The sequence below is a fragment of the Nonomuraea sp. NPDC003560 genome, from assembly GCF_042878785.1.
Classification (GTDB): Bacteria; Actinomycetota; Actinomycetes; order Streptosporangiales; family Streptosporangiaceae; genus Nonomuraea.
The window spans coordinates 26,155-44,952 of sequence record NZ_JBIAOF010000011.1 but is presented as its reverse complement, the minus strand read 5'-3'; the positions used below and the strand labels follow the sequence as shown (position 1 = coordinate 44,952).

Sequence of the window (18,798 nt, the reverse complement as noted above, 5' to 3'; positions counted from 1 at the left end):
CAGGGTCAGCGCGGCTCGGGGATCGTCCCGCCGCGGGCCTCCCTGCACATCCCCGCCCGCAGCACGGCGGCCTCGCTCGTGGCGACGAGCTGCAGGTCGCCGACGGCCAGGGCGGGCAGGCCGAGCGCCGACACCGTCGCGGTGATCCGGCCGACCTCGCCGCGCACCCGGGCCTCGTCGCAGCCGACCCGGGGCGCGGGGGCGCCGAGCGTCGGCATGACCAGCAGGTCGATGCCCTCGACGGCGGCGGCGAACGCGGCCCGCAGCGCCGCCAGCCGCTCGACGGCCCGCCGGTACTCCTCGTGGCCGACGCCGCCCGCGGCGGCCAGCTTGGCCCGTACCCCGGGGCTGTAGCGGGCGGCGCACTCGGGGAAGGTGCCCTCGTGCGTCCGGCGCGCCTGCGCGCCCACGATCGTCCAGTACGGTTCCAGCACCTCGGCGGGCAGGGCCACCTCGCGCAGCCGCGCGCCCAGCTCGGCGAAGTCCCCGGCCTGGTCGCACCCCTCCGCGACGCCCACGACCAGCCCGGCCAGCGAGTCGGGCGGCTCGACGGCCTCGCCGGTCAGCGCCTGCCAGACGCGGGCGCAGTCGGCGACCGAGGCGGCCATCGGGCCGACCACGTCGAAGGACGGCGCGAGCGGCGCCACCCCGGCGGCGGGCACGGCCCCCGAGCGCGGACGCAGGCCCACCACGCCGCAGCAGGCCGCGGGCATGCGCACCGAGCCGCCGGTGTCGGTGCCGAGCCCGAACCGGGCGATCCCGGCGGCGAGCGCCGCGGCGGTGCCGCCGCTCGAACCGCCGGGGGTCAGGTGCGGGTGGCGCGGGTTGCCGACGTCGCCCCAGTGCGGGTTCTCGCTGGTCACGCCCCAGGCGAACTCGTGCTGGTTCGCCTTGCCGACCAGCAGCGCGCCGGCCGCGTCCAGCAGCTCGACGCAGCGGGCGTCGGCCAGGGCCGGTTCGGCGCCGTACAGGGCGGAGCCGCGGGTGGTGGGCAGGCCGGCCACGTCGATCATGTCCTTGACGACGTACGTCCAGTTGCGCAGGGGGCCGTCCGGCGTGCGGCGGTCGTCGCGCCCGAGGCGGTCGAGGACGGGCTCGGGGCCGGCCTCGATGAGGATGTGGTGCCCGCTGTGGAGGCGGATGGCCTCGGCGGACTGGGCGATCGCCGCCTCGCGTTCCACGGTGGAAGATCTCCTTAGCCTTGCGCGGGCACGGCGACGCCAGGTGGCCGCGGCCCGGGGGGATGATCCGGCACATGCTGGCAGATGGGCCCCGGCCGCGTCGAGAGCCGGTTCAGACGGTCAGCTCGTCCAGCAGCCACTGCAGGCGGGCGGTCTCGCGGTCGGGGTGGACCAGCGTGAAGATGCTGCGGCTGATGTTGAGCCATGGCACGTCGACCACCACGACGTCCTCGCCGTGGCCGCGCAGCGCGAGGTCGGGGATGAGGGCCGCGCCGACGCCGGCGCCGATCAGCGACAGGGTGATCTTGAAGTCGTCGGAGTGGCAGACCACCCGCGGATGCAGGCTCCAGTGGGCGAACAGGGCCTCGAACAGGGTGGCGTCGCTGCTGGCCGGATGGTGCATGATCCACGGCAGGTCCACGAGCTGCTCGGCCCGGTACGGCGACAGGTCCGGCCAGAGCCTGGGCAGGACGAGCCGGTACCGGTCCTCGGCGATCCACCGTCTGGTCAGCACCGACGGCCACGACAGCCCGGTGTTGCCGACCTGGTAGACCACCGCGGCGTCCATCTCGCCGCCGCTGCCCAGCCGGGCGATGAGCTGCGACGACTCGGCGACCGACAGCCGGATCCCGGCCCGGTCCTCCGGCTCCATCCGCCGCATGACGTCGGCCAGCACGCCGGTGAAGCTGGGGAACAGCCCGAGCCGGATCTGCGGCTCGCTGTTGCGGTGCACCGCCTGGACGGTGGCCACCATGCGCTCGATGTCGGCCAGCACGGTCTCGGCCTGCCTGGCCAGCACCTCCGCCGCGCTGGTCGGCAGCACGCTGTGGGCGAAGCGGTCGAACAGCCGCACGCCGGTCTCCCGTTCCAGCGCGGCCATCTGCTGGGAGACGGCCGAGGAGGTGTAACCGAGCCGGTTCGCCGCCGCCGCGAACGACCCCAGACGCACGACCTCACGCAGTGTGCGCAGATGTTCCGGCTTGAGCATAAGCGTTCCTTGCCCTCAGCGCTGCTAAATGTCGTGTTTATATCGCTTCCTACTTCTTTCCGCCACTTCTACAGTGAGCCGCACCACCCCACCCGAAACCCCTGAGAGATCCATGACATGCGCGTATACCGCAACGCCACCATTCGCACCGGCACCAACGGCGCCCCCGCCGCCCAGGCCATGGCCGTGGACGGCGAGCTGATCGTCGCCGTCGGAACCGAGGCCGACGTGCGCGCGGCGGCGGGCGCGGGAGCCGAGCTGGTGGACCTCGACGGCGCCGCCGTGCTGCCCGGCCTGTACGACGCCCACATCCACACGGCCCAGTACGCCCAGAGCCTCGGCGCGGTCGACCTGCGCGACGTGCGCTCCCTGGACGAGGCCCTGGCCAAGGTGGCCGCGCACGCGGCGACCCTGCGGCCGGGCGCCTGGCTGTTCGGCGGCCGGTGGAACAGCAACATCTGGAACCCGCCGGTCCAGCCCGACCGCAAGGCCCTCGACTCGGTCTGCCCCGACCTGCCGGTGGCGCTGCCCAACGTCGACGGCCACACCGTCTGGGCCAACTCCGCCGCCCTGCGGATGGCCGGGATCGACGCCTCCACCCCCGACCCTGTCGGCGGCGAGATCGTCAGGGACGCGTACGGGGAGCCCACCGGCATCCTGCGCGAGTCCGCCTCCTACCCGCTGCGCGCCCTCATGGTCTCCGGCGACCTGCGCGACCTGCTGCGCGCCGGCCAGGAGGAGCTGCTGTCGTTCGGGCTGACCAGCGTGCACGACATCGACGGCGAGGACTGCCGGGCCGCCTACCTGGAGCTGCGCGACGCCGGCGAGCTGAAGATCCGCGTGCACAAGGCGATCCCCACGGTCGCCCTGGAGGCCGCCATCGCCGAGGGCCGCCGTACCGGCCAGGGCGACGACTGGGTCCGCACCGGGCCGGTCAAGGTGTTCAGCGACGGCGCGCTCGGCTCGCACACCTGCCACATGCACCAGGCGTTCGCCGGTGAGCACGACAACACCGGCATCGCGGTCACCCCGTACGAAGACCTCGTACGGATCTTCAGCAAGGCGGCGGCGGCCGGCATCGCGGTCGCCACGCACGCCATCGGCGACCGCGCCAACCGGCTGGTCCTCGACGCCTACGAGGCGATCGGGACCACCGCCGGCCTGCGGCACCGCATCGAGCACGCCCAGCACCTGCGCCCCCAGGACCTGACCAGGATGGCCAGGCTGGGCGTCGTCGCCTCGATGCAGCCGGTGCACTGCACCACCGACATCGCCCTGGTGGACTCGCTGCTCGCCGGCCACGACCTGGCCTCCTACGCCTGGCGAGGCATGCTCAACGCCGGGGTCGCGCTGGCCTTCGGCTCCGACGCGCCGGTGGAGAGCCCCGACCCGTGGGCCGCACTGTACGCCGCGGTCACCCGTACCCGGCAGGACGGCACGCCCGCCGGCGGCTGGCAGCCCGAGCAGCGGCTGAGCATGGCCGAGGCGATCACCGCGCACACCCTCGGCGCCGCGTACGCGGCCGGCGAGCAGGACCGCAAGGGCGTGCTCGCGCCCGGCATGCTCGCCGACTTCATCGCCGTGGACACCGACCCGTACCTGGAGCCGCCGGAGGCGGTGCTGCGCACCCAGGTCCTCACCACCGTCGTCGGCGGCGAAGTCCGCTGGCAGCGATCCTGAAGGAGCACCCCCTCGTGAACATCCGCACTCTCTCCGCCCTCGCCGCCGGCGCACTGCTGGCCGCCACCACCGCCTGCGGCGCCCAGTCCCTGGACGGCGGCGGCGACGCCGCGGCCCCCGCGGACGGCGGCGCGGCGGCGGTCACGCTCGACCAGGCCCCCACCGAGGAGAAGGCGGCCGACGTGATCAACGCCATCACCCCGGACCAGGCTCTCGCCGCCAAGGCGCCCGCCCGCCTGAAGACGCAGGGCCTGAAGGTCGTCACGTCCGTCGGCTACCCGCCCATGGAGCTGTACGCGAGCGACGGCAAGACGGCGATCGGCTTCGACCCGGCGCTGGCCAGGGCCATCGCCAGGAAGCTCGGCGCCAAGGTGACCATCTCCGACGAGGAGTTCAACTCCCAGATCCCCGGCGTGCTCACCGGCCGCTACGACTTCGTCATCTCCTCGATGAGCGACACGCCGGACCGGCAGAAGCAGGTCACGTTCGTGGACTACGTGCAGGCCGGCGCCGGTCTGCTGGTCAAGAAGGGCAACCCGGCCAAGATCGGCGGTCCGGCCGACCTGTGCGGCAAGACGGTGTCCGTCGTCGACAACGGCTCGTCCATGGAGCTGGCCGAGGAGTACGACGCCGACTGCAAGAAGGCCGGCAAGACGGCCGTGAACATCCTGAAGTTCCCCGGCGACCAGGAGGCCCTGATCCAGGTCACCGGCGGACGGGCGCAGGCCACCATCACCGACTACGTGGTGGCCGCCAGCAAGGCCGCCGACTCCAAGCTGGAGGTCGAGGCGATGGCCCTGGAGGGCACCGAGAGCCCGTGGGGCATCGGCATGAAGCCCGACGACAAGGAGCTCGTCGACGCGGTGAAGGGCGCGCTCGACTCCCTCATCACCGGCGGCGAGTACGCCAAGCTGCTGAAGGCGTGGAACCTGGACAAGCTGGCCGTCCAGTCCGCTGTCGTCAACGGCGGTAAGTGACCATGCGCACGGAGCCCTTCACCGGGCCGTCCGGGGAGCACGTCCCGGTCGCCAGGACGCGCCACTGGGGCCGCCTGGTTGCCGCGGCCGCCGTGACCGCGATCGCCGGCTGGCTGGTCTACCTGGTCGTGGTGAACCCGCGCCTCGACTGGGGCAAGGTCGCCGAATACCTGTTCAACGACCGCATCCTGGCCGGGGTCTGGGTCACCATCGAGATCTCGGTGCTGGCGACCGTGCTGGGGCTGGTGCTCGGCGTCGCCGTGGCGATCATGCGGCTGTCGCACAACCCGGTGCTCAGCGGGCTGGCCACGCTCTACATCTGGTTCTTCCGCGGCACGCCGGTGCTGGTGCAGCTCATCTTCTGGTACAACCTGGCGTTCCTGTTCCCCGAGCTGGTGCTCAAGGTGCCGTTCACCATGATCGGCGTCAAGTGGGACACCAACGAGGTGATGACCGGGTTCACCTCGGCCATGCTGGGGCTCGGGCTGAACCTGGCGGCGTACTTCGCCGAGACCGTGCGGGCCGGGATCCAGGCCGTCGACCACGGCCAGACCGAGGCCGCGTACGCGCTGGGCATGACCCCGGCCAAGCGCATGCGCGTGATCGTGCTGCCGCAGGCGCTGCGGATCATCATCCCGCCCACCGGCAACGAGTTCATCTCCATGCTGAAGACCACCTCGCTGGTCTACGTGGTGGCCGGGCACGACCTGATGACCAACGCCAGCCAGATCTACAAGGCCAACAACCTGATCATGGAGCTGCTCATCGTGGCGAGCCTGTGGTACATGCTGATGACCGCCGTCGCGACCTTCCTCCAGGGCCGCCTGGAACGCCGGTTCGGCTCCGAGGCCGTACGGCTGGTCCGCGGCGGCGGCCTCGCGGCCCGGATCCTGCCGAAGGCGGCGGCGTGAGCCCCGTCGTGCACGCCACGGGCGTGCGCATGGGCTTCGGCGACACGCAGGTGCTCAACGGCGTCGACTTCACCGTCGCGCCGGGCGAGGTGAGCTGCGTGATCGGGCCGTCCGGATCGGGCAAGTCGACCTTCCTGCGCTGCGTCAACGGGCTGGAGCCGGTGCTCGGCGGCAGCCTGCGGGTGCTCGGCGAGGAGGTCGGGCACAGCCTGCGCGAGGGCCGCTACCGGCCGTGGACGCCCAAGGAGTTCGCCGTCTTCCGCCGCCGGATCGGCATGGTGTTCCAGCGGTTCAACCTGTTCGCCCACCAGAGCGCCCTGGAGAACGTGGCCTGCGCCCCCGTCCACGTCCTCGGGGTCTCGGCGGAGCGGGCCAGGACGACCGCGATGGAGCACCTGGAGCGCGTCGGCCTGGCCGCGCACGCGCACAAGCGGCCCCACCAGCTCTCCGGCGGCCAGCAGCAGCGGGTCGCCATCGCCAGGGCGCTGGCGATGAGCCCGGAGCTGATGCTGTTCGACGAGCCCACCTCCGCGCTCGACCCCGAGCTGGTGGACGAGGTGCTGGAGGTCATGCGCGGCCTGGCCGCCGACGGCATGACGATGGTCGTGGTCACCCACGAGATCGCCTTCGCCAGGGAGGTCGGCGACCGGCTGGCCTTCTTCGCCGACGGGGTCGTGGTCGAGAGCGGCCCGCCGGCCGAGCTGCTGGCCAACCCGGGACACGAGCGGACCAGGGCGTTCCTGTCCAGCGTCCTGACCCAGGACCGCACCTGACGCGAGGGGGCTCCGCCCGCCGGAGCCCCCTTCCCGCCTTGTGGCGCGCGCGCTGAACCCCTTCTAGCGCGCGCTGAACCGCAGGAAACCGGCCGTCTGCGTCACGAGGACGAGCAGCGAACCGGCGATCAACGCCAGCCACAGGCCCCGCAGCCCCCACGCCCCCGCCGCCGGACCCGCCACGGACGCCAGCAGGCCGTTCCCCAGCACGGCCGACCCCAGCGTCCAGGACGACCGCCTGAGCGCCGTCAGCCCGGCCGACATCACGATCGCGCAGTGGTCGGCCAGGGCGTGCACCACCGACAACGGCACCAGGCCGACGGCGACGGCGAGCACGGCGGCGTCCGAGGTGAACAGCCCGAGCACCGCCTCGCCCAGCAGGACCAGCACCAGCCCGCCGGCCAGCACTCCGGCTGCGGCGATCGTCAGGGCCGCCTGGTTCAGCCGGCGGGCCTCGCCCGGCAGGGCCGCCCTGGCGATCTCCGGCGTCGCGGCCTGCGCGACCGCGACGGCGGCCAGCCCGAGGAATCCGTGCAGCGACAGCAGGATGGCGTGCGCGGCCGCCCCCTGCGCCCCGGTCCGCGCGGCGGCGTACGTCACCCCGCCCATGACCGCGAACTTCACGACGAGCGTGGCCGACATCGGGACGCCCACCCGCGCCATCCGCAGGATCTCCCGCCACCGCGGGCGGCCCGGCCACGACGACCGCCCGGCCAGCTCGGGCAGGCGCAGCAGCAGGGTGTTGGACACGGCGACGGCCACGGCGGTGGACGCCACCAGCGCCACCCCGCTGCCCTGGACGCCCATCCGCGGCACCAGGACGAGATGCAGCACCACCCCGGTGGCCGTGCTCGACAGGCCGGCCCAGAGCACCAGGCGGCTGTGTCCGAGCGCGACCAGCACGCCGCCGGCGCCGCTGCCCGCCGAGTGGAGCAGCACCTGGAGCGCCAGCAGCGGCGGCAACATCCCGAACTCGGCCACCACCTCGCCGGGCGCCCCGCAGATCCGCGCGATCACCGGGACGCCGAGCATGACCCCCGCCCCGGCCGTGCCGAGACCGGCGGTGAGCCACCGCGCGTCCTTCAGGACGAGCAGCGCCTCCGCCGGACGATCCCGGCAGGCGGCGACGAACGGCGCCATCCCCCGCAGGCCACCCGACACCGCGGCCGTCACGGGGGTGAGCACGGCGTTGACCAGCGCGAAGGCCGCCAGTTGAGCCGTGGCCTGGCGGCCGAGGAGGGAGGTGGTGACGAGCTGGGCGACGATCCCGGCGCTCATGGACAGGAAGAGCGGGACGGCCGCGGCGAGCAGCGTGCGATGAGGTGTGGAGGGCATGAAAAGCAAGATCCCGGGGGCGCCTGCCCGCCGGGATGCATGATCATTATACCGGTGCGCCGCCCGTCGTGTCCGCCCCTCAGCCGCCCCCGGGGCGTCCGGGCTTGAGGGGACGTCCGGAACGGGGGTCCAGGGCGACCGTCTGCCCGCCCCGCCTCCCCCGGTCGTCCAGGCGTACGTGTGCGGGGTCGAGCCAGGTCACCCGGGGCAGGCCGTCGTCGTGTTCAGTGGTGAAGCGAGCGCGTCGGCCGGTTCACGGGCCGACCGGGGTCATCGTCAGCCGGACGTTCTGCTGGTCGACGTCCTCCGGAAGGTTGTCGAACCAGAGGTTCGTGGCGACCAGGCCGCCGTAGTACCGGCCGTCGGCGCCGGGCCGCCTGCCGGTGACGCGCCAGGTGAAGTTCCGCACCCCGCCGGCGCTCGCCCGGACGGAACCGGTCGAGGACGGCTCCAGGTCGAAGGTGTACTGCCGGCCGTGGAACTGCCGCGTCACCGAGGCGCTGACCAGCCAGGACGACGGCTCGCGCGGCAGTTGCGCGCGGTAGAGGCCGTTGCCGTCGCTGTGCAGCACGATGTCGCTGTTGTAGTAACGCCGGTCCTTCACCACGACCTTGGCGCCCTGGACCGGCCGCCCGGCCGAGTTCACCACCTTGCCGCGCACCACGTACGCCGCCGCGCCGACGGTCGCGTCCGCCGCGTCGGCGGGGCCCGGCGCGCACCCGAGCACCGCCGCCAGGACGAGCGTCGCCCCCGTCCTGCCCAGAACCGACCGGGTCCTCGTCTCGCCCATCTTCTCCCCGTCCGCCGCGTGCGTTCTGCTGACCGGTCAGACCCTGGCCGCGGCTCCTTGGAAACGACTGGAAACCACTGGAGACGGCCGGTCGGGGGCGCTCGGCCGGGCCGTCCGCGTCTGGGGTGGTGGGCGAGCCTCGGCTACAGTGGAGAGAAGAAGGTGCACAAGCAACCATGGTTCAGGGAGGCAGAGCCCGTCGCGGCGGGCTCGTTGTTTTGAGAGGTCTGACGAGCAGTCTGGGGCAGGACGAAACCGGGGCCGTGTGGCGTGGCGCCCCCTACCCGGTTCTGGTGGTGGACACCGCAGGTGTCATCGCCCAGGCCAACGACGCGGCGCTGCGGCTGCTGCCCGGGGCGGTCCCCGGCGCGGGGCTGGCGGACAGCGCTCCCGCCTGGCTCTCCCACGCCCATGCCGCCGCGACCCCTCTCCCTGACGCCACCCCCTCCGACGCCCCTCTTCCTGAAGGTGTTCGCGGTTCCATCGGGGCGGCCACGTTCGAGGCGCGTCCGGTCCGCGACGGCGACGCGATCGCCTGGTGGCTGGCCGACACCACCGACCTCGACCGCGCCACCCAGGCCCTGCACCTCGAACGTGAGCGGACGTCGTTCCTCGACAAGGCCTCCAGCGAGCTGCTGTCCTCGCTCAACCTCGACCGCTGCCTGGAGGTGACCGCCCGGCTGGCCGCCCGCCACCTGGCCGACGCCGCGCTGGTCATCCTGCCGCCCTACCGGCGCCGGCACCCCATCGCCTACTGCGGGCCGGACGGCGTGGTCGTCCGCGAGGAGCTGGCCGTCGATCCCGAGGCGGTGCCGGGTCTCGCCGAGGCGCTGCAGGGCTACCCGCCGCTGCCCTCCCGCTGGATCGACCCCGCCGCCGCCCCCGGCTGGCTGGCCCGCGACGGGCTCGACGAGATCGGCTCGATGGTGGTGACCGCGCTGCCCGGTCACGGCGTCCCGGCCGGGGCGCTCGTGCTGCTGCGCGGCAGCGGCCAGGCGTGCTTCTCCGACGGCGAGGAGGTCTTCGCGCGGCTGTTCGCGGCCCGCGCGGGGGCCGCGATGTCCGCCGCCCGCCTGTACGCCGAGCAGGCCGACATCACCGACACCCTCATGCGCGAGCTCCTGCCGCCCCGCGCGCGGAGCCTGCACGGCGTCGAGGTCGCCGCCCGCTACCGTCCCTCGGAGCACACCGCCCGCGTCGGCGGCGACTTCTACGACCTCCACCCGCCCGCCGAGGCCGGCCAGGAGTCGCTGGTGGTGCTCGGCGACGTGGCCGGCAAGGGCCTGGAGGCCGCCGTGCTCACCGGCAAGATCCGGCACACCCTGCAGGCCCTGCTGCCGATGGCCGGCGACCATCAGCGCGTGCTCGAACTGCTCAACGGCGTGCTCATCAAGGGCGGCGACCGGTCCCGCTTCGTCACGCTCGTCCTGGCCTCGATCCAGCGGGCCGGCAACCGCGTCCTGCTCCGGGTCACCAGCGCCGGGCACGCGCCGCCGCTCGTCGTGCGCGGCGACGGGCGCGTCGACGTGGCCAGCACCAAGGGCACTCTCATCGGCATGCTCGAACGCGTCACGAGCGTCACCGACACCGTGGTCCTCGAACCCGGCGAGACCTGCCTGCTCTACACCGACGGCATCACCGAGGCCATGGGCGGCCCGCTCGGCGACGAGATGTTCGGCGACGAGCGGCTGCAGGAGGAGTTGCGGCAGTGCGGCGGCATGCCGCCCGAGGCGATCACGGAACGTGTGGAGATGTTGTCGTCCCAGTGGGTAGGAGGTGGCGATCACGATGACATGGCCGTCATCGCCATCACCGCGCCGCGCGGGGCACATCTGAGCGCGGTGGGAGGACACGGACGGGGAAGGTTCACCGCATGACGCACGCAGACGGACTCTCCGCCTGGCGCGAAAAACTCTGGGACGCCGCTGTCGCCGGCGACGAGTACGCCGCCACGGACGCCGCGCTCGCCGCGCTCGACCAGGACATCTCGCTGGAAACCCTGCTGCTGGACGTGGTCGCCCCCGTACAGGCCCGCGTCGGCCAGGAGTGGGAGAGCAACCAGATCACCGTGGCGCAGGAGCACACCGCCACCGCCGTCAACGAGCGGGTGCTGGCCGCGCTCGCCCACCACCCCGCCGCCCGCGCCGCCGCCGCGAACGGCCCGGCACTCGGGCGCATCGCCGTCGCCTGCATCGACGGCGAGTGGCATGCCATGCCCGCCCGCATCCTGGCCGAGGTGCTGCGGCTGCGCGGCTGGCGGGTCGACTACCTCGGCGCGCAGGTGCCGACGCCCCACCTCATCACCCACCTGCACCGCACGGCCTGCGACGTGGTGGCGCTGTCCAGCTCCATCCCCACCCGGCTGCCCGGCGCCCACGCCGCCATCACCGCCTGCCAGGCGACCGGCACGCCGGTGATGGCCGGCGGCGCCGCGTTCGGACCGGACGGCCTCTACGCCCGCCTCCTCGGCGCCGACGCCTGGGCCGCCGACGGCGCCGCCGCAGCCGACCGGCTCGCCGCCGGCCCGCTGCCCCGCCCCGTCGCCCCCCGCCAGGCCGTGGACGACCTGCCGCACCTGGACGACCAGGAGTACACCATGGTCAGCCGGTCGGCCCGGAGCCTGGTCAGGGACGTCATGGGCGGCCTGGAGGAACGCGTCCCGGCGATGGCGGACTACACGCCGCAGCAGCGCCGGCACACCGCCGAGGACATCCTGCACATCGTCGACTTCCTGGCCACCGCGCTCTACGTGGACGACCCCGGGCTGTTCACCCGGTTCCTCACCTGGACGGCCGGCGTCCTGACCGCTCGGGGCGTCCCGGCGGGTACGCTGATGCCGGCGCTCGACCTGCTGGGCAGGCGGCTGGAGGACTTCCCGCGCGCCTCGGCCCTGATCACCCACGGGCGCGACGCCGTGCGCGCCGCGGCCTCCCCGACCGACGTAACCCCGCTCCCCGGCCACGGAAAGATCGCATGACCGCCTTCGCCCCCGACCCGCTGACCCTCGTCCAGGCCACGCCCCACCCGGGTGTGCTGCGCGTCGCCGTCACCGGCGACCTGGACTACAACACGGCGCGAGAGCTCCTGACCACCGCGCTCGCCGCGCTCGCCGACGGCGGCCTGACCGACCTGCATCTCGACTTCGACGGCCTGCACTTCTGCGACTCCAGCGGCCTGTCGGCGCTGCTGGTGATCCACCAGCACGCCGTGACGGCCGGCACCCGGCTGCACCTGGAGCAGCGCCCGCGGGTGCTGGAGCGGCTGCTGGACGTCAGCGGCACGTACGAGCACCTCACCGGCGCCCCGGCCGGCGTCACCCAGCACTCCTCCACCCAGGACTGACACCGCCGCCCACGCGCTGAATCCGGCCCGGCCGGTTCAGCCGGCCGCGGCCCGGTCGGTCGTGTCGCGCCTCGTGCGGCGCAGGATCGCCGCCCCGGCCACCGCGGCGGCCACCGTGTCGCCCATGGCGATGTGGTCGGCCAGCCCCGTACGCCGCATCATGTTGGCGCAGATCGGTGGGGGCGCGGCCACCGCCAGATCGCCGCCGGCCTCACGCGCCTGCTGCCACAGCGCGATGACGACGGACAGCCCGGTGGAGTCGAAGAACTCGATGCCCCTGAGGTCGAGCACGACCATCGGCGCCGCGCTGTCGCCGTTCCCGCTGTTCCCGTCGTCGTGACCGCCGGCCACGACGCCGAGCGCCCAGTGCCGGAACTCGGGTTTCTGCATGAAGTCGAGCTCCCCGCTCAACCCCATGACCAGGCACCCGTCCGCCTGTCTCGTCTCCGCCCGCAACCGGGGCCCTCGCCAGCTCTTCTCGTCTTCTCCGCCGTCGATGCCGCTCACCTCCCGGTGGTTCCTCTTCTACCCGGCCGATCCCCGGCCACGCCGCCGCCTTGGAAGAAGCGTACGCATCCCGGGTGCCGAGTGCCGCCCACCGGAGCGATACGGGGTGAGATGTCCGGTATAAAGCCGTGAGGCAGGTAGGTTGGCCGACCATGGACGACCTCCGACGCCCGTTCCGCGCCCGCCCGCCGCAGCCCCGCACCGGCCGGGGCCGTACGCTCGCCTGTCTCCTGCTGGTGAGCGCGGCAGTCGCCGGGACGGGCGGATGCGGCGCCACGGCCACGACCGCCGCCCCCTCGTCACCCTCCCCCGCTTCCACCCCCACCTCGGCCTCCGCGAAGGCGACGGACGCCGTCCCGTCGGCGACGGCGAGCGCCGGCGCCTCCTCCGGCCAGGCGCTCCCCGCCCCCGGCGCGCCGCTCCCGACCGACCCCGCCCGCCTGGCGACGGCCCTCCGCGACACGACCACGGCCCTGAACGCGGCCATCGACCGCTGGCGCCCCTCGACGGGCGCCCCGCCGCGGGACGTCGAACTTCTGGCCCTCTACCAGCAGCGCCTCTACCGCCACGCCGCCCGTCACCGCGCCCTGGCCGACCGCGCCTTCGCCCGCCTGCCCGCCGCACTCGCCGCCCAGGCCAAGGACAACGTCAGCGCCCTGCGCGAACTGCTCGCCCTGACCCGGCCCATCAAGCCGTCCGCCGTGTTCAAGGTCCAGGCGGCCCGTCCGGCCGCGGAACTGCTCGGCCACTTCAGGCGGGCCGAGCGCCGCTTCGGGGTGGAATGGGAGGTGCTGGCGTCGGTGATGTTCGTCGAGACCAAGTTCGGACGGGTTCGCGCCGACAGCCACGCCGGAGCCCAGGGGCCCATGCAGTTCATGCCGGCGACCTGGCGCGCGTACGGGATGGGCGGCGACGTCCAGAACCCCCGCGACGCCGTCATGGGCGCGGCCAACTACCTCCACGCCAGCGGCGCGCCCCGCGACTACCGGCGGGCCCTGCACGCCTACAACCCGTCCCAGGCGTACGTGGACGCCGTCCTCCTGCACGCCCGGCAGATGCGCCGCGACCCGCGCGCGTACTACGCGTACCACAACTGGCAGGTCTTCGTCCTCACCACAGCAGGCGAACGCCGCCTGACCGGCCCGGAGTGACCCCGCCCCCGACCGCCTGCGCTACCGGACCGGGCTGTAGTCCGGCAAGGGGCGGGCGGTCCTGGTCCGGAGGCGGCGTTCCACCGCCCCCATGGCCTTCAGCAGCGGGAGGCGGACCAAGGTGTCCCGGACGCATCGGCCGCCCTCGGTTCTCGGCACCATGAGCCGGACGTTCGGGCCGATCTGCTGCTTCCTGGCCACCAGCGGACGATGGACGGCCTCGTACCGCGCGAAGGCGACCCGGTGATCGCCACCGGCGGCGGCGAGCTCCCCCGCCAGCCGGTACGCCCCCACCAGGGCCAGCTCCGCGCCCGCCCCGGAAGCCGGCGAGGCGCACCAGGCGGCGTCGCCGACGAGCACGACGCGGCCCTTCGACCACGAGTCCATGTGCACCTGGCCCAGCGCGTCGAAGTAGAAGTCGGGGTCGGCCAGGGCCGAGTCGAGCAGCTCCCGGGTGCGCCAGGACGTCTCGTCCCCGAACGTCCGGCTCACCAGCCGCTTGTGCTCGGCGACGTCCCGGTGGTCGTAGTCCAGCGGCGCGGAGCGGAAGATGAAGTACGCCTTGGCCTGCGCGTGGTTGCCCGACCGGTAGACGCCGGCCATGCGGCCCGGCGTGTTGAACATCGTGACCCAGCGGTCCTCCCCGAGCGCGGCGTCGGCGTCGGCGAAGGCGAAGTAGTGGTCCTTGTGCCGGACGAACTCCTCCTCCGGCCCGAAGGCCAGCCGCCGCGTGTGGGAGTGCATGCCGTCGGCGCCGACGACCAGGTCGAAGGTGCGGGCGGGCGCGTGCTCGAAGGCGACCCGCACACCGTGCTCGTCCTGGTCCAGGCCGCTGATCGCGTCGCCGAACATGATCTCCATGTCGGTCGCCCCGCGCAGCAGCGCCACCAGGTCGCCGCGCATGATCTCCACCGAGCCGGCGTCGCGGGTGTCGACGCGGGCGACGGGCCGGCCGCCGGCGTCCACGAACTTCATGCCGTGCACGTCCGTGGCCAGCGCGCGCGCCCGCGGCATGATGCCCATCCGCGCGGCCACCTCGACGGCGTGGTCGCGCAGGTCCACACCGTTGCCGCCGGCGCGCAGGCGCGGGGCGCGCTCGACGACGGTGGGCCGGAAGCCCAGCCGGGCCAGCCAGTGAGCCAGGGCCAGCCCGGCGATGCCGGCTCCGGAGATCAGGACGCGCTCGTTCACTGAGGCTCCTCGGGGTACAGTAACTGAAATAAGCGTTCCAGTTAACTATGTGGAATGAGCATTTCAGTTGTCAACACCCGCCGAGCCCAAGCGCCGTGCCGACGCCGTGCGCAACCGCCGACTCGCCCTCGACGCCGCCATGACACTGCTGGCCGAACCCGGCGCGACGCTCACCGTCGAGGCCATCGCCAAGCAGGCGGGGCTGGGGGCCGCGACCGTCGTACGCGCCTTCGGGGGCAAGGACGCCCTGCTGGACGCCGCCGTCTCCCGCCTGCTCGAACCGGTCGTCCAGCGCGCCCGCGACCTGCTCGCGGAGACCACGGCCCACCAGGCCCTGCGGACCTTCCTCCGTGAGCTGATCGCGTTCCAGACCGCCCACCACGCCGTCAACGACCAGTTGGACGGCCTGGACCTGCCGGCCACCACCGCCCTGCGCGCCGGGCTGGCCGCCGCCGTCGAGGAGATGATCGAGGGGGCGCGGCGCGAGGGGTCGATCCGCACCGACATCGAACCCGCCGTCGTCACGACGCTTCTCGGCCGGACCGCCCTGGCCGTCGCCCGCGCCCAGCCCCCTTCACAGGCCCTCGCCGACGCCTACCTCACCGTGCTGCTGGACGGCCTGCGCCCCACCAGGTGACCGCTCGGCCCGCCTGCCGCATCACTACTTGACACAGTATTCGATCTTCGCGGCGGCCATCGTGATATTGACGACCCGCTTGCCCAGCCACTTGTCCTGGAAATCGCAGAAGTAATCCCAGGTGCCATCGCTGTAGTCGATGTAACCGGACCAGCCGCCGGGCTCCAGCTTGTAACCCTTGGAATTGAGCGAGTGGTCACCGGCGCAGTTGTTGCTCCAGCGGCCGATGGTGCCGTCCGACTTCCAGTACTTGTAGACCAGGTAGCTCGACTGGCACCAGGCCGACGCCGACGCGGCGGCCGGGCCGGGAGTGGCCACGATCGTCAGAGCCGCGCAGGTGGCGGCCGCCACGGCGAGCAGTTTCCTCGTCCGCTGTCCCGTTCCGAACATTTCTCGTCCTCTCCGGCCGTGCGGAACCACGGCGACACGAATGTTCAGCGATTTCACCGGGCCCTGTTCGCCCCGATGACGGAGAGCCTGCCCCACCGGAAACCCGGCCCACAATGCCTTTTAGCCCAGGCTAAAAGGGCCGCCACCTGCCCCCGGAGCGCCACTTGATTGGCGATTCATTGAATACGCCTTGACCCGGACCGAGATAGGCTGGAGCACCACCTCTGCGGATAAGAGCAGTGAGGGGGGAATCGAAATGTCGAATCCCAGAACATTCCTCAACGCGATCGCCGCGGCATTCTTGGCATTCGCCGTTCCATTTCCGGTGGCTCCGGTGATGACGATCACGATGAATACCTCGTTCTGACAGTTAGTTGGCTGACTGACTAATGAGAACCTAGCATGGTCGGACTCTCTCTAGTTAGTCAGGTGACTGACTTTTTGGGGTTCGTCAGAGTTCAGGAGGTCGGCGGCCGAGAGGAGGGGCTCATCAGGGCGGCGGTCGAAGACCTGCGCCAGCAGGGCGCTGAGCACGCCACGACCTCGCAACGAACGCCAGGACCCGCGACTCGGCCGCCTTGCGCCGCATCCCGGTCGGTGAGGAGGGGCGGTGTTGGTTCAGCCGGTTGAGGTGAGCGGGTGAGGGCGCTCGGGGCCGCCTCCGCAGTGGCTCAAGCCGGCTGGGGCAGTCGTGGGGGCTCACTCGTGCGGAAGAGGGGCCCTCGCCGGAGCAGCGGTTGCGCTCGCCTGCCGGGCGGTCAGCCGGCAGGCGTGGAGTGACGGGCGCGGTGGCGGCGTACCGCGTCTCTGTTGGCGCAGGAGGGGGAGCAGTAGCGCTGACGTGCCGTGCGTGAGGTGTCCGCGAAGATCGTGTCGCAACCGGCGGCGGCACACCGTCCGAGCCGGTCCATGCCCCGGCTGACGAGGTGCATCGCCGTGCCGACCGAGATGAGGGCGAACAGCACCGCGCCGAGCGGCTGCAGGTCGTCGCGATAGTGCAGGTGCCAGCCATGGGCGTGGTCGGTCAGCCGGGGGTAGGCGGCCGACCGGGCCAGCATCTCGTTGACCAGCTCGGCCTTCTCGCGCTCGCCCGTGGCGTCGACGACGTTCGTCCAGGCGGCGATGACGGCGAGGGTCTGGTCGAGATCCGACGGTTCGACCGGGCGTTCCAGCACCAGACCGGCCGTGTGGCAGCGGTGGGCGAGTTCCTCGGCGCTCGCCGGTGGGCGGTTCGCCAGTTCCGCGGCGAAGTTCACCACGTCCGCGCCGTAAGGGTTGAGGTGCACAAGGTCATTACATCAGCCTGTACGTCATGACGCGAACAGCAACGGAGCAGGATGTTCCGGAACTCGTCCGCCTGAGGGCGCTGCTCTTCGACGACCTCGGCGGCGACTTCTTCCACCCCGCGGACGCCGATGACGACTGGCGCGACGCGCTCGCCCGGGTCTTCAGGCAGAAGCTGGCCGAACCCGACTGCCGGATCCTGGTCGTGGACGGCGACACCGGCCTGGCCGCCTGCGGCATCGGCACGATCGAACAGTGGTTCCCCGGCCCCCACTCCCGCAACGGGAGGATCGGCCACGTCATCGGCATGGTCACCGACCCGTCGTACCGGCGGCGTGGGCACAGCCGGGCGATCATGCTCGGTCTGCTCGACTGGTTCCGCGACCGCGACGCCGTACGGGTCGATCTCACCGCCTCCCGCGAGGCGGAACCGCTCTACCGGCGACTCGGCTTCGCCGACCACCCCGACCCCCTGTTGTGCTGGAAGCCGTGAGGACGTCGCGATACCGCTGGATCATTCTGGGGATCGCGACCTTCACACAGGCCGCGGCCGCGTTCTTCGTGCAGGGCATCGGCGCGATGAGCATCCACCTGCAACGGGACCTCAGGCTCAACACGACCCAGCTGGGCCTGCTGCAGTCGGCGGCTCAGCTGCTCCCGCTGGCCGGGCTGCTCGTGGCGGGACGGCTGCTGGACCGCCACGACGAACGCTGGGTCGTCGGGATCGGCGCTGTTGTGGTCGCCGCCGCGCTGGCCGCCGGCAGCGCGGCTCCGGGGTACGTCTCCTTGGTCGTCGTCCTGCTGGTCGTCGGTGCCGGGTACAGCGCCATTCAGCCGGGCGGCAGTAAGTCGGTGGCGTCCTGGTTCGATGCTTCGAAGCGGGGTTTGGCCATGGGCATCCGTCAGGCGGGTCTTCCGCTCGGCGGCGTCCTCGCCGCGCTCGCGCTTCCCGCGCTGGCGACCAGCTTCGGCTGGCGGTCGACGCTCGTGGCCGGCGCGCTCGTCGCATTGTCGGGCGCCGTCGTCTTCATGGCCTTCCACCGCCGCCCGCCGGACCGGCGCCCGGTGCCGGCCGCGTCCCGCGTGCGGCTGGAACTGCTGCGCGAACCGTACCTGAAGAAGATCGTCCTGTCCGGCACGAGCATGGTGTCGGTGCACAGCGGCGTGGGCGTTCTCACCGTGCTGTACCTGCACGAGGTGACGTCCATGGACGCCGCCTCGGCTGCCCTGGTCTACGTCGGGGTCCAGTGCGCGGGCGCGCTGGGCCGCGTCTGCCTGGCGGCGTGGAGCGACCGGCACAGGTCCGGCCGCTACGCCTGCGTCCTGACCTGCCTGGCCGCCGTGATCATCGGGATGACGCTGCTGGCCACCCCCGTCGGCCGATCCCCTGTCGCGGCCTGCCTGCTGTTCGTCTGGCTCGGCTTCTTCGGAATCGGCTGGTACGGCCCCTGGGTCGCCTACGCCGCCGAATCGGCGCCGCCGGACCACACCGGATTCGCCCTCGGCCTGGCCATGGCCGTCAACCAGGTGGCGGTCGTCCTGGCGCCGCCCGTGCTCGGCCTGCTCACGGACCTGACCGGCAGCTTCGCGCCCGCCTGGGCCCTGCTCGCCGCGCTGACCGCTGTCGCCATGGCGACGACCGCCCGGCTGTGACCAGTTCG

The 18,798-nt window shown here is 72.6% G+C and carries 20 protein-coding genes; 11 read left to right on the top strand and 9 right to left on the bottom strand.

What is annotated here, in order from left to right; translation table 11 throughout:
* Positions 1 to 5 precede the first annotated feature (5 nt).
* Entirely contained in the window at positions 6 to 1,181 is a 1,176-nt protein-coding gene (locus ACFYUV_RS35745; RefSeq protein ID WP_387676751.1) for an amidase, read from the bottom strand.
* Positions 1,182 to 1,293: 112 nt separating this feature from the next.
* Complete coding sequence (locus ACFYUV_RS35740) at positions 1,294 to 2,169, bottom strand: LysR family transcriptional regulator (RefSeq protein WP_352322122.1); 876 nt, start codon at positions 2,167 to 2,169, stop codon at positions 1,294 to 1,296.
* Between the two features lie 117 nt (positions 2,170 to 2,286).
* Between ACFYUV_RS35740 and ACFYUV_RS35735 the strand changes: the two genes are divergently transcribed.
* Genes ACFYUV_RS35735 through ACFYUV_RS35720 form a run of 4 tightly spaced genes read left to right on the top strand, consistent with a single transcriptional unit; the run spans position 2,287 to position 6,510 of the window.
* Complete coding sequence (locus tag ACFYUV_RS35735) at positions 2,287 to 3,849, top strand: amidohydrolase (RefSeq protein WP_387676748.1); 1,563 nt, start codon at positions 2,287 to 2,289, stop codon at positions 3,847 to 3,849.
* Positions 3,850 to 3,863: 14 nt separating this feature from the next.
* A complete protein-coding gene (locus ACFYUV_RS35730) occupies positions 3,864 to 4,826 on the top strand; it encodes an ABC transporter substrate-binding protein (protein WP_387676746.1) in 963 nt (320 codons plus the stop codon).
* A gap of 2 nt (positions 4,827 to 4,828) precedes the next feature.
* Positions 4,829 to 5,737, top strand: a complete 909-nt coding sequence (locus tag ACFYUV_RS35725) for an amino acid ABC transporter permease (protein WP_387676743.1) — start codon at positions 4,829 to 4,831, stop codon at positions 5,735 to 5,737.
* Positions 5,738 to 5,766: 29 nt separating this feature from the next.
* On the top strand, positions 5,767 to 6,510 hold the full coding sequence (locus ACFYUV_RS35720) for an amino acid ABC transporter ATP-binding protein (RefSeq protein WP_387677461.1): 744 nt from the start codon (positions 5,767 to 5,769) through the stop codon (positions 6,508 to 6,510).
* A gap of 63 nt (positions 6,511 to 6,573) precedes the next feature.
* Here the strand turns inward: ACFYUV_RS35720 and ACFYUV_RS35715 are convergent, their stop codons facing one another.
* Both ACFYUV_RS35715 and ACFYUV_RS35710 read right to left on the bottom strand, forming a co-directional pair.
* Positions 6,574 to 7,845: a hypothetical protein gene (locus ACFYUV_RS35715; RefSeq protein WP_387676740.1), complete on the bottom strand. Its 1,272-nt coding sequence runs from the start codon at positions 7,843 to 7,845 to the stop codon at positions 6,574 to 6,576.
* Between the two features lie 253 nt (positions 7,846 to 8,098).
* A complete protein-coding gene (locus ACFYUV_RS35710) occupies positions 8,099 to 8,635 on the bottom strand; it encodes a hypothetical protein (RefSeq protein ID WP_387676738.1) in 537 nt (178 codons plus the stop codon).
* 293 nt (positions 8,636 to 8,928) lie between these two features.
* On the opposite strand from ACFYUV_RS35710, the gene ACFYUV_RS35705 reads away from it, so the two are divergent.
* From ACFYUV_RS35705 to ACFYUV_RS35695, 3 genes are read left to right on the top strand one after another with little or no spacing between them, the layout of a single operon-like run.
* Positions 8,929 to 10,512: a PP2C family protein-serine/threonine phosphatase gene (locus ACFYUV_RS35705; RefSeq protein ID WP_387676736.1), complete on the top strand. Its 1,584-nt coding sequence runs from the start codon at positions 8,929 to 8,931 to the stop codon at positions 10,510 to 10,512.
* Positions 10,509 to 11,612 carry a B12-binding domain-containing protein gene (locus tag ACFYUV_RS35700; RefSeq protein ID WP_387676733.1) on the top strand — a complete coding sequence of 368 codons (1,104 nt, stop codon included), beginning with the start codon at positions 10,509 to 10,511 and terminating at the stop codon, positions 11,610 to 11,612. Before ACFYUV_RS35705 ends, ACFYUV_RS35700 begins: the two co-directional genes overlap by 4 nt.
* Entirely contained in the window at positions 11,609 to 11,977 is a 369-nt protein-coding gene (locus tag ACFYUV_RS35695) for an STAS domain-containing protein (protein WP_387676730.1), read from the top strand. Before ACFYUV_RS35700 ends, ACFYUV_RS35695 begins: the two co-directional genes overlap by 4 nt.
* A gap of 36 nt (positions 11,978 to 12,013) precedes the next feature.
* Here the strand turns inward: ACFYUV_RS35695 and ACFYUV_RS35690 are convergent, their stop codons facing one another.
* Positions 12,014 to 12,484 (bottom strand): STAS domain-containing protein, encoded by a 471-nt coding sequence (locus tag ACFYUV_RS35690; protein ID WP_387676727.1) that lies wholly within the window; start codon positions 12,482 to 12,484, stop codon positions 12,014 to 12,016.
* Between the two features lie 152 nt (positions 12,485 to 12,636).
* Between ACFYUV_RS35690 and ACFYUV_RS35685 the strand changes: the two genes are divergently transcribed.
* A complete protein-coding gene (locus tag ACFYUV_RS35685) occupies positions 12,637 to 13,635 on the top strand; it encodes a lytic murein transglycosylase (protein ID WP_387676724.1) in 999 nt (332 codons plus the stop codon).
* A 21-nt stretch (positions 13,636 to 13,656) separates the two neighbouring features.
* Here ACFYUV_RS35685 and ACFYUV_RS35680 read toward each other — a convergent pair whose 3' ends face one another.
* Complete coding sequence (locus ACFYUV_RS35680) at positions 13,657 to 14,826, bottom strand: FAD-dependent monooxygenase (RefSeq protein ID WP_387676722.1); 1,170 nt, start codon at positions 14,824 to 14,826, stop codon at positions 13,657 to 13,659.
* Positions 14,827 to 14,893: 67 nt separating this feature from the next.
* Between ACFYUV_RS35680 and ACFYUV_RS35675 the strand changes: the two genes are divergently transcribed.
* Positions 14,894 to 15,463 carry a TetR/AcrR family transcriptional regulator gene (locus ACFYUV_RS35675; RefSeq protein ID WP_387676719.1) on the top strand — a complete coding sequence of 190 codons (570 nt, stop codon included), beginning with the start codon at positions 14,894 to 14,896 and terminating at the stop codon, positions 15,461 to 15,463.
* A gap of 24 nt (positions 15,464 to 15,487) precedes the next feature.
* Here ACFYUV_RS35675 and ACFYUV_RS35670 read toward each other — a convergent pair whose 3' ends face one another.
* The 3 genes from ACFYUV_RS35670 to ACFYUV_RS35660 all read right to left on the bottom strand — a co-directional run bounded on the left by ACFYUV_RS35670 (position 15,488) and on the right by ACFYUV_RS35660 (position 17,139).
* Entirely contained in the window at positions 15,488 to 15,910 is a 423-nt protein-coding gene (locus ACFYUV_RS35670) for a hypothetical protein (RefSeq protein WP_387676716.1), read from the bottom strand.
* A 63-nt stretch (positions 15,911 to 15,973) separates the two neighbouring features.
* Positions 15,974 to 16,201: a hypothetical protein gene (locus tag ACFYUV_RS35665; RefSeq protein WP_387676713.1), complete on the bottom strand. Its 228-nt coding sequence runs from the start codon at positions 16,199 to 16,201 to the stop codon at positions 15,974 to 15,976.
* Between the two features lie 410 nt (positions 16,202 to 16,611).
* Entirely contained in the window at positions 16,612 to 17,139 is a 528-nt protein-coding gene (locus ACFYUV_RS35660; protein ID WP_387676710.1) for a CGNR zinc finger domain-containing protein, read from the bottom strand.
* A 26-nt stretch (positions 17,140 to 17,165) separates the two neighbouring features.
* Between ACFYUV_RS35660 and ACFYUV_RS35655 the strand changes: the two genes are divergently transcribed.
* Positions 17,166 to 17,630: a GNAT family N-acetyltransferase gene (locus tag ACFYUV_RS35655; protein WP_387676707.1), complete on the top strand. Its 465-nt coding sequence runs from the start codon at positions 17,166 to 17,168 to the stop codon at positions 17,628 to 17,630.
* Positions 17,627 to 18,790, top strand: a complete 1,164-nt coding sequence (locus ACFYUV_RS35650) for an MFS transporter (RefSeq protein WP_387676704.1) — start codon at positions 17,627 to 17,629, stop codon at positions 18,788 to 18,790. The genes ACFYUV_RS35655 and ACFYUV_RS35650 overlap by 4 nt, the downstream gene beginning before the upstream one ends.
* Positions 18,791 to 18,798 lie beyond the last annotated feature (8 nt).

Bases quoted from the DNA above. Each gene is read 5' to 3' on its own strand.
- ACFYUV_RS35740 (WP_352322122.1), bottom strand. From the start codon at position 2,169: ATGCTCAAGCCGGAACATCTGCGCACACTGCGTGAGGTCGTGCGTCTG.
- ACFYUV_RS35735 (WP_387676748.1), top strand. From the start codon at position 2,287: ATGCGCGTATACCGCAACGCCACCATTCGCACCGGCACCAACGGCGCC.
- ACFYUV_RS35725 (WP_387676743.1), top strand. From the start codon at position 4,829: ATGCGCACGGAGCCCTTCACCGGGCCGTCCGGGGAGCACGTCCCGGTC.
- ACFYUV_RS35720 (WP_387677461.1), top strand. From the start codon at position 5,767: ATGGGCTTCGGCGACACGCAGGTGCTCAACGGCGTCGACTTCACCGTC.
- ACFYUV_RS35715 (WP_387676740.1), bottom strand. From the start codon at position 7,845: ATGCCCTCCACACCTCATCGCACGCTGCTCGCCGCGGCCGTCCCGCTC.
- ACFYUV_RS35710 (WP_387676738.1), bottom strand. From the start codon at position 8,635: ATGGGCGAGACGAGGACCCGGTCGGTTCTGGGCAGGACGGGGGCGACG.
- ACFYUV_RS35700 (WP_387676733.1), top strand. From the start codon at position 10,509: ATGACGCACGCAGACGGACTCTCCGCCTGGCGCGAAAAACTCTGGGAC.
- ACFYUV_RS35695 (WP_387676730.1), top strand. From the start codon at position 11,609: ATGACCGCCTTCGCCCCCGACCCGCTGACCCTCGTCCAGGCCACGCCC.
- ACFYUV_RS35685 (WP_387676724.1), top strand. From the start codon at position 12,637: ATGGACGACCTCCGACGCCCGTTCCGCGCCCGCCCGCCGCAGCCCCGC.
- ACFYUV_RS35655 (WP_387676707.1), top strand. From the start codon at position 17,166: ATGACGCGAACAGCAACGGAGCAGGATGTTCCGGAACTCGTCCGCCTG.